The sequence below is a fragment of the Thiocapsa roseopersicina genome (assembly GCF_900106925.1).
GTDB lineage: Bacteria > Pseudomonadota > Gammaproteobacteria > Chromatiales > Chromatiaceae > Thiocapsa > Thiocapsa roseopersicina.
In genome coordinates this window covers 141,264-153,605 of sequence record NZ_FNNZ01000003.1, presented here as the reverse complement: position 1 = coordinate 153,605, position 12,342 = coordinate 141,264, and the positions used below count along the sequence as shown (strand labels likewise).

Genomic DNA, 12,342 nt, shown 5'->3' with positions numbered 1-12,342 from the left:
AACCGATGCGGATGCTGGTCAAGCAAGTGTTACGCGAGACCGCCCAACAGGCTTCCGGTCGAGCTTCTCTTCAATAACGGAAATCGGCTCACCCGTCTCGATGGCAGTGGAGCTGGCCAAACTGCGCACGCGATTGCGCCGAGCCTTCACGGCGTCTTTCAGGTAAGGGTTCGCGCGGGACAAGGTTTCGTTTTTCATGTACAGAGGATAACCGAAAAAGCCATGACGGCGCAGCACCAACAGAAGATCACCAGACCGGAGCATCTGCGTACTCCGAAGCCAGGCGTGGCAGTGCCAAGACACCCGACAGTGCCAAGACCCGACGGGCGAAGAGGTCGACTACAAGTCGGCGATCCCGGGCCGGGGAGCGGGGGTTCGATCGTTCATGTGCATTCCTTATCCGGACACCGACTCTTCCAGGCAACGGCTCAGGATCAGCGCCTTCAGATCCGCAAGGCTCGAACAGGCATTCAGGGTCAGCGCATCGACGCAAATCTTCGGCCCTTGATCCGTCATGCGAAACACTGCCGGAAGGGTGGTCGCGAGGCCCGGTTCGCGGCGGTGGAGCTCGTCGCGGTGCAGGAACTCGCACTCCGCGTCGATGGATGAGACGAATTCTCGCCATTCGGCCTTTTCGGTCAGAAGGCCGTAGGTGATCGCGCACAACCGGCAGGTGTAGGTCTCGGGCGAGAAGAGTTTGTGCCCGATGTCGGCCATGGTATTGAAGAGTCCGCTGTCGGCGTTGTAGACGAACAGCAGCCGCACGGGGCTTCTCTCAGGCATGCGGCTTCTCCCGCAACGGCAGCATCAGCAGCTGCAGCGGCGTCTGCCACTGCGGACCTTCGAAATAGCCGATCCCGAAGCGGATCCGCTGGAGGTCGTCACGCAGTCGGAAGCTTCCGAGGAGACGGTCCCAGAAAGAGAAGATGGTCCCGTAGTTGGAGTTGGTCTCGACAACGACCTCCGAGTGATGGACCCGATGCATCGACGGCGGCACCACCAGGATCCGCAGACGCCGATCCCAAGCCTCGGGCAGGCGGATGTTGCTGTGGTGCAGGAGGATGACCGCGACCATCAGGGATCTGTAGAGAATCAAGGTTGCGAGACCGAGTCCGAGCCCAAGGAGCACGGCGGCGTTGAGCAGGGTCGAAAGGACGATCTCGCCGGGATGAAAGCGAAACGCGGTCGTGGAGTCCATCCGCGGGTCGGTGTGATGGACGCGGTGGAGCCGCCACAGCAGCGGGACCTCGTGGTTCGCGCGGTGCCAGACATACATCCAAAGATCGAACAACACGAGGCCGGCAATAACGGCGATCGGAGCCGTCAACTCGGTCGCGTTCAAAAGGCCCCAGCCGCGCGTCTGCGCCAGCTCGATCGACAGGAGGATCAGGGGCGCCATCAAGGCACCGACCAATCCGCTGACGAGGGCGAGACCGATGTTCCGAGCCGCATGAGACCAGCGTCCCGCGGCCTGGTCATAGAAGGGGATCACGCCCTCCAACGCGAACAGCGCCGCCAGAATGGCAAGGGCTAGCCACTGGTCGATGCTCATCCTCGACCTCGCTCGTAGCGCTCGGCGAGCCTCGTCGGTGCTGCGCCGAGCAGGTAGCGCAGAATGAGCCCGGCGTTCATGAGTTGCTGTCGGACCACACCATTGCGACGAAAGCGCACGGCGGAGGTCGTCATCACACCTGGAAGCTTCAGAACACGCACGCGACGTCGGGCACGACGCAGCAGCTCGACATCCTCGAACAAGGGCCACTCCGGAAATCCACCGAGACGGTCGAAGAAGCTTCTCCTGATCAGGATCCCCTGGTCACCGAAGCTGGTGAGGAGCGAGTCGAACCGCGAAAACCAGCCATAGACGCCGAGCAGCCAATGAGCGTCGTCGAAGCGCAAACGAAAGCAGGCGAGCTCCGCATCCTCCGCGGCGAAGGCGGACTGCGTCAGTGCGGCGGCCTGCCGGGGCAGGATGCTGTCGTCGTGCAGGAAGAGCAGAAGCTCGCCCGCGGCGGCGCGGGCACCGGCGTTGCACTGCGGGCCGCGTCCCGGGGTTGCGAAAAGGATCTGTGTCGCGCCTTCGGGCGGACCCGGCAGCTCCGCAGGCCGAAGAGGATGCTCGCCCGGGAGGGCAACGACGACGATGATCTCGGCGTCCGGGAAGGAACGTCGACAGGACTCTATACAGGGCTCGACATGCGGACCGATGCGCCTGGTCGGGATGATGATCGAAAGGCTTGGCATGATGTGGACTGCTGCAGCGCTCCCTTAGCGGGCATGGCGCGAATCTGGCCTGCCCGACGCCGAAATCAACCCGCGAGATCGTCAAGGAAAACCGAGCAGCTTGTGCGTCTGGATGCTCAGACGCCAGCGCGGCCTGGTTTGGCAGTAGGCGATCGCTTGGCGGGTATGCTCTTGAAGGTGCGGACCGTCCATGGGCTGGAGGAAGAAATGCTTGAAGGCGAGATGCTCGAGATCCTCCGGCGAGAGTCCGGGCTGGGGGAAGACGAGCTTGAGCTCCGCGCCGCTCTGCCGGACGAGATCCGCGCCGGCCTTGGGGCTGACGCAAATCCAGTCGACTCCGGCCGGGACAGACAGGGTGCCGTTGGTCTCGAGGGCGATCTCGAAACCCTGCGCATGCAGCGCCTCGATCAAGGCAAGGTCGAGCTGGAGCAGCGGCTCGCCTCCGGTCAGCACCACGAAGGGCCGACCACCCGAACCGGCGTGCTCGGACCAGGTCGCCCGGATCCGCTCGGCCAAGGTCTCGGGATCTGCGAACACCCCCCCGCCTTCGCCGTTGGTCCCGCGAAAATCGGTATCGCAGAATCGACAGACCGCCGTCGCGCGATCTTGCTCGCGTCCGGACCAGAGGTTGCAGCCTGCAAAGCGGCAGAAGACCGCCGCTCGACCGGCTTGCGCGCCCTCGCCCTGCAGCGTGTGGAAGATCTCCTTAACGCTGTAGCTCATAGCGGAAGTGCCGGCCCCAACGCGCCCCAGCAGAGAACGGCGCCGCAGCCCGGGGTTTCGTGCAGGTCGATCCGATCCAATTGCGGCAGCGCGGCGGCAACCTCTTCGCGGATCCAGAGAAGCAGGTTGGCCGGATCGGCTTGGCGCAGGCGCGGCAGCGCGTCGAGCCGATGATGGTCGAGCCGGTCGTAGACCGGCTTGAACTGTCGCTTCACGTCTCCGTAGTCGATCGTCCAGCCGAGCACCTCGTCCAGCGGGGCGGTCAGGTGCAGACGCATCAGATAGCTGTGACCGTGCAGACGGCGGCGCCGATCGCCCTCGGGTGCCTGGACGAGCTGCAGCGCGCTCTCGAAGCGCTGCTCTTTCCAGATTCGATAATGCACGCCGTCGTAGTGACAACCGGCGGTGGCCGTCTCGTAAACGGTGACACAGGAGAGGTGCGGAAAGACCGGTTGCAGTCGGTCCCAGATCCAACGCGCCAACATCTCGCTGGTCGGGTTCTCCAGACCCGGGATGTCGTTCAGACAGGCATGATCGAGCTCGGCGTACAGCGGTGCCCAGATCTCCTCAAGCCGATCGAAGTCGACACCCATGTCACTTCCGGCGAGATCCTGATTGGCATGCAGGATCACCTCGAACCCGTGACCGTGCATCCGCCCGCACTGGTGGCCCTCGGGCACATTCGGCAGACGGTGGGCGGCCTCGAAACGAAAGCGTCGCCAGACATGGGCCTGCTCGAGCCCATCCAGATCGACACCCTGATCGCGGGTGCTCTGGATGCCGAGCGACACGACCCCGGGAACGCCGAGTTGCGCGCGGACCCAGCGGGCGAGATTCTCGTCGGTCGGGATCGGCAGGTGCGCGTTCAGGTCGCTGTAATCGAGCGGCGCAATGCAATCAGCAAGGGCCCGAGCAAGCGCTTCCGTCTCCCCGCCGGGAAACGGCGCCCAATCGACCGGCAGCTCTGCGCGCACCTTGGCGAGGAAGCCGTGCCCGTGCAGACGGCGCGAACGGTGCCCGGCAGGCAGGATGGAGACACGTCGCGCGGCCTCGAAGGGGACAGCGGCGACATGATACAGATGTTCCCTCATGGGACGGCGAGACCGAAACGAACGAGAAGAGGATCCGGGCAGCCGACATCCGCGAAGCCCTTGGCGCGGAGCAAGCAGGAATCACAGAGACCGCAGGCACGGCCGTCCGTTCCGGGGTCGTAGCAACTACTGGTGAGTCCGTAATCGACACCGAGCGACAGACCCCGGGCAATGATCTCGGCCTTGGTCATCTGCATCAGGGGAGCGTGGATCTTGAGCCGTTGGCGCCCTTCGACCCCGGCCGCGGTCGCCAGATTGGCCATGTGCTCGAACGCCTCGATGAAGGCCGGTCGACAGTCGGGATAACCGGAGTAATCCTGTACGTTCACGCCGATGAAGATGTCCTCGGACCCGAGGGTTTCCGCCCAAGCGAGCGCGAAGGACAAAAAGACGGTGTTGCGTGCCGGGACATAGGTGACCGGAATCCCCTCGCCGATCGCCCCGGCGGAACGTCCCTTTGGGACCGGGATGTCTGCGGTAAGCGCCGACCCGCCGAAACGCCGCAGATCGATCTCGACGATCGCATGCTCCACGACCCCCAGCGCCTCGGCGACGCGGGCGGCGGACTCGAGCTCGATGCCGTGACGCTGGCCGTAGCGAAACGACAGGGAATGGACCGCAAATCCTTCGGATTTCGCGATGGCCGATGCCGTCGCGGAGTCCAAACCCCCGCTCAGAAGAACAACTGCCGGTTTCATGATCTCGGAAAGCGAAGAGTGACGGAAGGGCGCATCGGGCCGTGCCAAAGCCGGGGCTCGACGCTCAGTTGCGGCCGTCCGTCGGCTGGATCAGCGAGCGGATTCGCGCCAGTGCGGTGTCGCCGACATCCGAGAACTCGATCCCGAGCAGCCAGCGCTCCTCGGCGGTGCTCGGTGAAACCCAGACCACGGAGCCGACGGCTTGAATCCCCTCCGGGATCTCCGGTGTCTCCATCTCGACCAGCAGTCGAGAACGCACGGCGAACATGCGATCGGCCCACACCTGCAGGCCTCCCTCGCTGATGTTGCGCCCGAGCACCGGGTGCACCCCAGGGGCGCTGCTGCCCGCATCGGAGCCGAGTTGCATCAGGCGAGCGTGGTGCTCCCACGACACACGCTCGTAGCTCCGCCGATCCGCATCCGCTTCGCTGATCGCCATAGATACCTCAAACCGTCTGATTGGTCGAAACGCCGCCCGGCACTCGTTCCGCCTGGACAGCAGGCAGACGCTCGGACGCCGAGAGGGGTAAATCGCTTAAACGCAGTACCATGCTAAGGATAGCGCTCGCTCGGGAGACTGTCGACCGGGCGTGAGGGGAACGCAAACGGCAGCGGACGGGGTCGAGATCCCTCTTTGGGGACGACTCAGAGCGGGATACGGAAGGTCCGTCGATACGGAAAGGAAGACAACGGAGATGGCGAGAAGGCCTTGGATTCCGGAGCCGATTGATCGGTGTCGGCCATGCTCGACGGCGCGAAACCGTAGAGCATGGCGCGATCCGAAAACGCGATTGGCGAGGCTACACGCGAATTCGATTCAGGGATGAACGAATCCGCGATTGCTCGATCGCGATCGGGGGTGCTGATCGGGGAGCCGATCAGGCCCAACCGAATCCCATCTGGAACACGACTGCATGGAGTGCCAAGGCAATGATCAACAGGAGAAAGAAGATCGGCATCAGCCATGTCGCGGGATTGAGGACCAGCCACACCTTCCAATCGTCTTCCGGGTTCTTCGGCTTTGCAATCTGGACGTCACTCATAATCTTGATCTCGTCAGAAGTCGGATTAGAACCAGGGATTGGCAGCGATCACGAAGAGGTGAACCAATGCAGCGATCCCGACGTAGGCGGTGTAGGTCACCTTGAACTGCTCATGAAACTCTTTTGCTTGTTGATCGGTAAGACCGGACAGAGACTGTGCCATGACTAAGATCCTTTGCTGGTTTTTATCGAGCACCGCACGCCGAGCCGACGCAGGGCAAGCGAAGAGGCTTAGGCTGCCTCGGGAACCACGATCACTTCGACCGGAACCGGCACGACGGCGGGTGCGCCTTCCTCGGCCGGAGCGGCTTCGGCAGCAGGTGCAGCTTCGACCGGAGCGGCTTCGGCGGCAGGCGCGGCTTCAACCGGAGCGGCCTCGGCGGCAGGCGCGGCTTCGACCGGAGCGGCCTCGGCGGCAGGCGCGGCTTCGACCGGAGCGGCCTCGGCGGCAGGCGCGGCTTCGACCGGAGCGGCCTCGACGGCAGGCGCGGCTTCAACCGGAGCGGCCTCGACGGCAGGCGCGGCTTCGACCGGAGCAGCCTCGGCGGCAGGCGCAGCTTCGACCGGAGCAGGCTCGGCAACCGGCGTAACCGCGGCTGGCTCGGCGACCTTGCCGGACTCCCATGCGTTACCCGGGATGGAGAAGGCGTACAGGTGGACACCAAGCGCGATCACGAGAAGGGCCGCCAACATCGGCACCAACCAAACGGCCGGGTTGATCACCAGCCAAATCCGGTAGTCCCGCTGACTCGGGCTGTAGTTGAGAACGTTACGGAAAGCGTCTTGAAGCATGAAAATGATCTCCTCGACTTAGAACCAGGGGTTGCTCGCAATGACGAAAAGATGCACGAGTGCTGCGATCCCGACGTACGCCGTGTAGGTAACCTTGAACTGCTCGTGAAATTCTTTTGCTTGTTCCGGAGTAAGCCCGGACAGGCTCTTTTCCGGCTGTTGCTGCTGTGCGACGACAGGCTTCGCCTGTCCGCGAGCTTTGCTGCTGCCGGTCGGTGTTGAGGCGGGAGATTGCTGCCCAGCCATTGAGTTGGCCTCCTTACGGGTTGTGCCGAGGTCGCCGCTCAGGATCTGTGCGACGGGGGTACATTTGGCGAACACCGAAGCGGGAGCGGCCCGTTCGGCGCGATACATCCAAATACCACGGGATTTACATGTCATCCCAAGTGTCATATTAGCTTGACGCTTGGCAATGTCAACAAGATTTGACACATGAGCGATGGGGGCATGGCTGGGTTTTTGCCGCCTGCCTCCAGCTCTCAGCTCTCAGCTCTCAGCTCTCAGCTCTCAGCTCTCAGCTCTCAGCTCTCAGCTCTCAGCTTTGTGGAGCGGATTTCGCGGGATTCGTTAGAGGGAAGGCGCCGTGAGGCGTGGAAAAGTGTGTGGTTTGTCATCCCCGTCAAACATCTATGCGGCGATAGGATGCTGATCGCTTCGAGTTTTCTTCAGGACGGGAAACTGCCAAATTTCTGTTCAGATCTCGCCGGAGCGCACGTCGAGCTTCTCACCGAAAACTGAAACGTGCCTGGAGAGTCGATCCCCCGACCTCGACCCGGAGGCCCGAAGCTGACGGCTGATAGCTGAAGGCTGGCGGCTGGCGGCTGGCGGCTGGCGGCTGGCGGCTGAAAGCTACCGCCCCAACCCGGCCGCGACCTGCCGAATCCGCTCGACCATGGCGACCAAACCGTTGCGGCGGGTCATGCTGAGGTGCGCGTCGAGGCCGAGTCGGCTGAAGAAGGCTTGCGCGTCGAAGGCGAGGATGGCGCCGGCCGTTTGGCCGGAGTAGAGCTGCTGCAGAAGGGCGATGAGGCCGCGGACGATGTTGGCGTCGCTGTCGGCGAGGAACTCGATGACGTCGTCCGATCCTGGACGCACGCGGGCTGCTAGATGGACGCGGCTTTGGCACCCGGGCACGAAGGTCTCCGGGGTCTTCAAGTCATCCGGCATGGGCGTCAGGCGCTCGCCGAGATCCATGATCTGTTGATGGCGCATCGGCCAATCGGGGAGAAGATCGAAGATCTCCGCGATCTCTTCGGCGGCCGACGCGGGCGAGTCGGCGACGGCGGCCGGATAGAGGAGCTCCGCGGGAGGCGTTTCGGTCGACCCCTTCCTGGCGGACGCGTCGCGAGCGGCGGAGACAATCTCGGCGAGCGTATCGGCGAGCCGCTCGACCTCGGCTTCGGTGTTGTAGACACCGAAGGAGGCCCGCGCGGTGGAGGCGATGCTCAGGCGATCCATCAGCGGCTGACAGCAATGATGGCCGGTTCGAATACAGATGCCGCGCAGATCGAGCTGCATGCCGATATCCAGCGTGCCGATCGGTGGATCGACCATCACCCAGGAGACCACGGCGGCCTTGTGCGGTGCGGTGCCCTTGATCTCGAGACCGGGGATCGCCGAGAGCCGCTCGGTGGCCAACCGGAGGAGACGCTGCTCGTGCGCGCCGATCCGCTCGAATCCGACCCCTTCGAGCCACTCGATGGCCGCAGCCAGACCGACCGCGCCGGCGATATGGGGCGTGCCGGCCTCGAATCTATTCGGAATCTGAGCGTAGGCCGTTTTCTCGAAGGTGACCTGCTCGATCATGTCGCCGCCGCCCTGGTACGGCGGCATCGCCTCGAGCAGACTGCGTTTCCCGTAGAGCACGCCCATGCCGGTCGGTCCGTAGAGCTTGTGTCCGGAGAAGGCATAGAAATCGGCGTCGAGCGCCTGAACATCGGTCGCGCCGTGGGCGACCCACTGGGCGCCGTCGATCAGGGCCAGCGCCCCCGCGGCATGGGCCTCCTCGATGATCGTCTTGACCGGATTGATCGTCCCGAGTGCGTTGGAGACATGGTTGACCGCGACTAGCCGGGTGCGCGAGGAGAGCAGGCGACGGTAGGCGTCCATGTCGAGCTCGCCGGCATCGTCGATCGGGATGACCCGGATGCGCGCACCCGTGGCCTCGCAGGCCATCTGCCAAGGGACGATGTTGGAGTGATGCTCCAAGTGGGAAAGGATGATCTCGTCGCCCGGTTGCAGGTTGGCCCGCCCCCAGGAGGCGGCGACCAGATTGATGGACTCGGTCGTCCCGCGCGTGAAGAGACACTCGACCGGCTCTGCGGCGTGCAGGAAGTGCGCGACCATCTCGCGCGCGTAATCGTGCATCCGGGTGGCATTGCGCGAGAGCTGGTAGACGCCGCGATGGATGTTGGCGTGGTATTGCTGGTGATAGTCGCTCACCGCCTGGATGACCTGGAGCGGCTGCTGGGTGCTCGCGGCATTGTCCAAATAGGCCAGCGGCTGGTCGTGCACCCGGGTTGCGAGGATCGGAAACTGCGCGCGCAGGGCCGTCAGGTCCAAGGGCACGGAGGGTGCGGGGGTCGGTGAGAGTCGCGGAGTCATCTTCGGTTCAGTGCACTCGGATGTGGCTGTAGATGTCCAGGTACTGGCGTGCCGGTCGGCCCCATGAGCGGTCGACACGCATCCCGTTGATCTGCAGCTGGCGAAAATACTCGGGGTGATTCCGCCACAGATCGATCGCGCGCTCCATGGCGGCGGCCAGGGCGGACTCGGTCAGGTCGTCGAAGAGATAACCGTTGCGCTCCTCGAAGGGACGATCCGAGTAGTTGGCGTCGAAGACCGTATCGGCGAGCCCCCCGACGCGCCGCGCGATCGGGACTACGCCGTATTTCATCGCGATCATCTGGGTCAACCCGCAGGGTTCGTAGATGCTCGGGATGAGGATCATGTCTGCGCCTGCATAGATGAGATGGGACAGCTCCTCGTCATACGCAAGGACCAGACGGCAATCCGGGTGCCCCTCGGTGTCTTCTTGGAGGCGCCGGAACTGCTCGGCAACCACCGGATCGAGCGCGGCCCCGAGAAGCGCGAGCTGGCAGTCGAGCGCGCACGCATGCGCGATGCCGAAACGCAGGAGATGCACGCCCTTCTGATAGTCGAGCCGGCTGACGACGGCCACGATCGGCTTCTCGTCCTGAACGAGGCCCAAGTAATCCCGCAAGGCCCGGCGATTGGCCTCCTTGCCGTCGAGCTGCTCGGCATCGAAGGGCTCGGGGATGTGCCGGTCGGTTGCAGGGTTCCAGACCGCATCGTCGATGCCGTTGAGCACACCGCCGAACTTGCCGTCGTGGGTCTTCAGAACACCCTGCAGCCCCATCCCCTGCTCGGTGTTCTGGATCTCCCAGGCGTAGCGCGGCGAGACGGTGTTGACGAAGTTGGAGAAGACGATCCCGCCCTTCATCAGATTCACCGCGCGCGGATTGGCTGGATCCTGGAGACGGTCGGGCGTCATGAGGCGTGCCGGATCCAGACCGACCTGACGCAGGATGGATTCACCCACGACACCCTGGTAGCCGAGATTGTGCAGGCTGTAGCAGACACGGACGTCGGTCAGTCCGAGGCGCTGGTACATCTCGAAGAGGAGGACGGGCACCAGCGCGGTTTGCCAATCGTGACAATGGATGACGTCCGGGCGCCTGCCCGAGGTCAGCATGAACTCCAGCACGGCCCGACAGAAGAAGGCGAAGCGGTCCGCATCGTCGGCCTCGCCGTAGATGCGCCCGCGCTGAAAGAACCGATGGGGCGAATCGGACTCGATGAAGAAGCAGGTGATCCCGTCGACCTCGCCCGAATCCACCCGACAGTCGATCCACTGATCGAAATAGGGGACGCGCAACCCGCGGCAGACCTCGCGGCGCCCCTCGATCAGATCGTGGCGCAGCGAATCGTATCCCGGCAAAAAGACCTCGACCTCTTGCCCGAGCGCGAGAAGCTCGCGCGAGAGCCCGTGCACGACATCACCGAGCCCGCCAGCTTTTGCGATCGGCGCACACTCGGCGCTGACCATGGCGATATACATACCTTGATTCCCGATTGGCTTTTTGATGGCGGGGCCGCCGAAACCCTCGGAGGCACCCACGCGCGGCGTCACCCCGCATGCGGGGTGACCCGGATGTCTTCCCTACGCGGGTCTCAAGACGACTCGTTGCCGCCGCGCGCCGCGATATAGGCCAGCGCCTTGTCGATCCGGCGTAGCGTCGCATCCTTGCCGACGAGCCGCAGGGTCTCGTCGATGCCGGGCGAGGCGGCGCGACCGACGATGGCGACGCGCAGGGGCTGGGCGACCTTGCCCATATTGGTCCCCAGCTCCTCGGCGATCCCTTCCACGACGTGCTTGAGTCCCTCGAGCGTCCAATCCTCGTAGGCCATCAGCTCGAAGGCGGCACGCAGGCGCTCGAGCCCTTCGCGGGCCACCAGACGCAGATGCTTCTTGGCGGACGCCTCGTCGAAGGTCTCGAAATCGCGATAGAAGAAGGCGCTGATCTCGGCCAGCTCGGTCAGGGTCTTGGCGCGCGCGGCTTGCGCCTTGACGACCTCGATCAGATCGGGGCCGGTCGCGGGATCGATGTCGAGCCGACCCATGTGCGGACTGAGCAGACGGGCGATCCGCGCCGGATCGGCATGATGCAGATACTGCTGATTCAACCAATCGAGCTTGTCGGTGTTGAAGGCCGAGGCAGCCTTGTTGACGTCGCCGATCTCGAAGAGCTTGATCATCTCCTCGACGGAGAAGAGCTCCTGATCGCCGTGCGACCAGCCCAGACGGACCAGATAATTGAGCAGCGCCTCGGGCAGATAGCCCTGATCGCGATAGGCAATGACGCTCACCGCACCGTGGCGCTTGGACAAACGCGCACCGTCGTCGCCGAGGATCATGGGCACATGGGCGTAGCGCGGCGGCTCGTGGCCGAGCGCACGCAGGATGTTGATCTGGCGCGGCGTGTTGTTCAGATGATCGTCGCCGCGAATGACATGGGTGATGCCCATATCCGAGTCGTCCACCACCACGCTCAGGTTGTAGGTGGGTGCACCGTCGCTGCGCCGGATGACCAGGTCGTCCAGCTCGGCGTTGGCGAAGACAACCCGGCCGCGGATCATGTCGTCGACGACCACGACGCCGTCGGCGGGATTCTTGAAGCGGATGACGTGCGGCTCGTTCGGGTCGACCTCGTGTCCGCGACAATGGCCGTCGTAGCGCGGTTTGAGCCGCTGCGCCATCTGATCCTCGCGCAGCTTTTCCAGGCGCTCCTTCGAGCAGATGCAGCGATAGGCCAAGCCCTTGGCCAGCAGCTCGTCGATCACGGCGTTGTACCGATCGAAGCGCTGGGTCTGGTAGAAGGGCCCCTCGTCGTAGTCCAACCCGAGCCAGGTCATGCCCTCGAGGATGGCGTTCACGGACTCGGCCGTCGAGCGCTCCAGGTCCGTATCCTCGATCCGCAGCACGAACTGCCCGCCGTGCTTGCGCGCGAAGAGATAGCTGAAGAGCGCCGTGCGGGCGCCTCCGACGTGCAGGTAACCGGTAGGGGACGGGGCGAATCGGGTACGGACGGTCATGGGCTTCCGGATCGGTTGTTTGGGACGCGTGGCGGCGATTCTAACAGAGCCCCTTCGACCTGCCCGCTTGTTCGCTCGGGTTCTTATCTCGCTGTGTCGGCCTCACCTTGTTCCATCAAGTGACCTTCGGTTATG

Annotated in this window: 16 protein-coding genes; all 16 read right to left on the bottom strand. The window is 64.0% G+C overall.

Annotation, left to right across the window (positions count from 1 at the left end; translation table 11 throughout):
• Positions 1-18: 18 nt before the first annotated feature.
• On the bottom strand, positions 19-264 hold the full coding sequence (locus tag BLV04_RS24815; protein ID WP_175534493.1) for a hypothetical protein: 246 nt from the start codon (positions 262-264) through the stop codon (positions 19-21).
• 132 nt (positions 265-396) lie between these two features.
• Positions 397-783, bottom strand: coding sequence for a hypothetical protein (locus BLV04_RS04885; RefSeq protein ID WP_093028697.1), 387 nt, complete (start codon positions 781-783; stop codon positions 397-399).
• Complete coding sequence (locus BLV04_RS04880; RefSeq protein WP_093028695.1) at positions 776-1,552, bottom strand: sterol desaturase family protein; 777 nt, start codon at positions 1,550-1,552, stop codon at positions 776-778. Before BLV04_RS04880 ends, BLV04_RS04885 begins: the two co-directional genes overlap by 8 nt.
• On the bottom strand, positions 1,549-2,244 hold the full coding sequence (locus BLV04_RS04875) for a glycosyltransferase family protein (protein ID WP_093028693.1): 696 nt from the start codon (positions 2,242-2,244) through the stop codon (positions 1,549-1,551). The genes BLV04_RS04880 and BLV04_RS04875 overlap by 4 nt, the downstream gene beginning before the upstream one ends.
• 81 nt (positions 2,245-2,325) lie before the next feature.
• Positions 2,326-2,967, bottom strand: coding sequence for a 7-carboxy-7-deazaguanine synthase (gene queE, locus BLV04_RS04870; protein WP_093028691.1), 642 nt, complete (start codon positions 2,965-2,967; stop codon positions 2,326-2,328).
• On the bottom strand, positions 2,964-4,058 hold the full coding sequence (locus BLV04_RS04865; protein WP_093028689.1) for a 6-carboxytetrahydropterin synthase: 1,095 nt from the start codon (positions 4,056-4,058) through the stop codon (positions 2,964-2,966). Before BLV04_RS04865 ends, queE begins: the two co-directional genes overlap by 4 nt.
• Entirely contained in the window at positions 4,055-4,756 is a 702-nt protein-coding gene (queC, locus tag BLV04_RS04860; RefSeq protein ID WP_093029007.1) for a 7-cyano-7-deazaguanine synthase QueC, read from the bottom strand. The genes BLV04_RS04865 and queC overlap by 4 nt, the downstream gene beginning before the upstream one ends.
• A gap of 64 nt (positions 4,757-4,820) precedes the next feature.
• Positions 4,821-5,195, bottom strand: coding sequence for a PilZ domain-containing protein (locus BLV04_RS04855; RefSeq protein ID WP_093028687.1), 375 nt, complete (start codon positions 5,193-5,195; stop codon positions 4,821-4,823).
• A gap of 206 nt (positions 5,196-5,401) precedes the next feature.
• Complete coding sequence (locus BLV04_RS25225) at positions 5,402-5,644, bottom strand: hypothetical protein (RefSeq protein ID WP_093028685.1); 243 nt, start codon at positions 5,642-5,644, stop codon at positions 5,402-5,404.
• The gene (gene pufA / locus BLV04_RS04845; RefSeq protein WP_093028683.1) at positions 5,635-5,799 is read right to left on the bottom strand and encodes a light-harvesting antenna LH1, alpha subunit; all 165 of its coding nucleotides are present in this window, start codon (positions 5,797-5,799) and stop codon (positions 5,635-5,637) included. The genes BLV04_RS25225 and pufA (BLV04_RS04845) overlap by 10 nt, the downstream gene beginning before the upstream one ends.
• A 25-nt stretch (positions 5,800-5,824) precedes the next feature.
• Complete coding sequence (gene pufB / locus BLV04_RS04840) at positions 5,825-5,962, bottom strand: light-harvesting antenna LH1, beta subunit (protein ID WP_093028681.1); 138 nt, start codon at positions 5,960-5,962, stop codon at positions 5,825-5,827.
• A gap of 68 nt (positions 5,963-6,030) precedes the next feature.
• Complete coding sequence (gene pufA / locus BLV04_RS04835; RefSeq protein WP_093028679.1) at positions 6,031-6,591, bottom strand: light-harvesting antenna LH1, alpha subunit; 561 nt, start codon at positions 6,589-6,591, stop codon at positions 6,031-6,033.
• An 18-nt stretch (positions 6,592-6,609) separates the two neighbouring features.
• Complete coding sequence (locus BLV04_RS25480; protein WP_093191812.1) at positions 6,610-6,735, bottom strand: light-harvesting protein; 126 nt, start codon at positions 6,733-6,735, stop codon at positions 6,610-6,612.
• A 705-nt stretch (positions 6,736-7,440) separates the two neighbouring features.
• A complete protein-coding gene (locus tag BLV04_RS04820) occupies positions 7,441-9,195 on the bottom strand; it encodes a SufS family cysteine desulfurase (protein WP_093028675.1) in 1,755 nt (584 codons plus the stop codon).
• 7 nt (positions 9,196-9,202) lie between these two features.
• Positions 9,203-10,672, bottom strand: coding sequence for a glycogen synthase (locus tag BLV04_RS04815; protein WP_093029003.1), 1,470 nt, complete (start codon positions 10,670-10,672; stop codon positions 9,203-9,205).
• A 113-nt stretch (positions 10,673-10,785) separates the two neighbouring features.
• Entirely contained in the window at positions 10,786-12,207 is a 1,422-nt protein-coding gene (gene gltX, locus BLV04_RS04810; protein ID WP_093028673.1) for a glutamate--tRNA ligase, read from the bottom strand.
• Positions 12,208-12,342: the final 135 nt, after the last annotated feature.

What these genes read in the sequence shown, in the direction of transcription:
- BLV04_RS24815 (WP_175534493.1), bottom strand. Translation starts at nt 264, where the DNA reads ATGCTCCGGTCTGGTGATCTTCTGTTGGTGCTGCGCCGTCATGGCTTT.
- BLV04_RS04885 (WP_093028697.1), bottom strand. Translation starts at nt 783, where the DNA reads ATGCCTGAGAGAAGCCCCGTGCGGCTGCTGTTCGTCTACAACGCCGAC.
- BLV04_RS04880 (WP_093028695.1), bottom strand. Translation starts at nt 1,552, where the DNA reads ATGAGCATCGACCAGTGGCTAGCCCTTGCCATTCTGGCGGCGCTGTTC.
- BLV04_RS04875 (WP_093028693.1), bottom strand. Translation starts at nt 2,244, where the DNA reads ATGCCAAGCCTTTCGATCATCATCCCGACCAGGCGCATCGGTCCGCAT.
- queE (WP_093028691.1), bottom strand. Translation starts at nt 2,967, where the DNA reads ATGAGCTACAGCGTTAAGGAGATCTTCCACACGCTGCAGGGCGAGGGC.
- BLV04_RS04865 (WP_093028689.1), bottom strand. Translation starts at nt 4,058, where the DNA reads ATGAGGGAACATCTGTATCATGTCGCCGCTGTCCCCTTCGAGGCCGCG.
- queC (WP_093029007.1), bottom strand. Translation starts at nt 4,756, where the DNA reads ATGAAACCGGCAGTTGTTCTTCTGAGCGGGGGTTTGGACTCCGCGACG.
- BLV04_RS04855 (WP_093028687.1), bottom strand. Translation starts at nt 5,195, where the DNA reads ATGGCGATCAGCGAAGCGGATGCGGATCGGCGGAGCTACGAGCGTGTG.
- pufA (WP_093028683.1), bottom strand. Translation starts at nt 5,799, where the DNA reads ATGAGTGACGTCCAGATTGCAAAGCCGAAGAACCCGGAAGACGATTGG.
- pufB (WP_093028681.1), bottom strand. Translation starts at nt 5,962, where the DNA reads ATGGCACAGTCTCTGTCCGGTCTTACCGATCAACAAGCAAAAGAGTTT.
- pufA (WP_093028679.1), bottom strand. Translation starts at nt 6,591, where the DNA reads ATGCTTCAAGACGCTTTCCGTAACGTTCTCAACTACAGCCCGAGTCAG.
- BLV04_RS04820 (WP_093028675.1), bottom strand. Translation starts at nt 9,195, where the DNA reads ATGACTCCGCGACTCTCACCGACCCCCGCACCCTCCGTGCCCTTGGAC.
- BLV04_RS04815 (WP_093029003.1), bottom strand. Translation starts at nt 10,672, where the DNA reads ATGTATATCGCCATGGTCAGCGCCGAGTGTGCGCCGATCGCAAAAGCT.
- gltX (WP_093028673.1), bottom strand. Translation starts at nt 12,207, where the DNA reads ATGACCGTCCGTACCCGATTCGCCCCGTCCCCTACCGGTTACCTGCAC.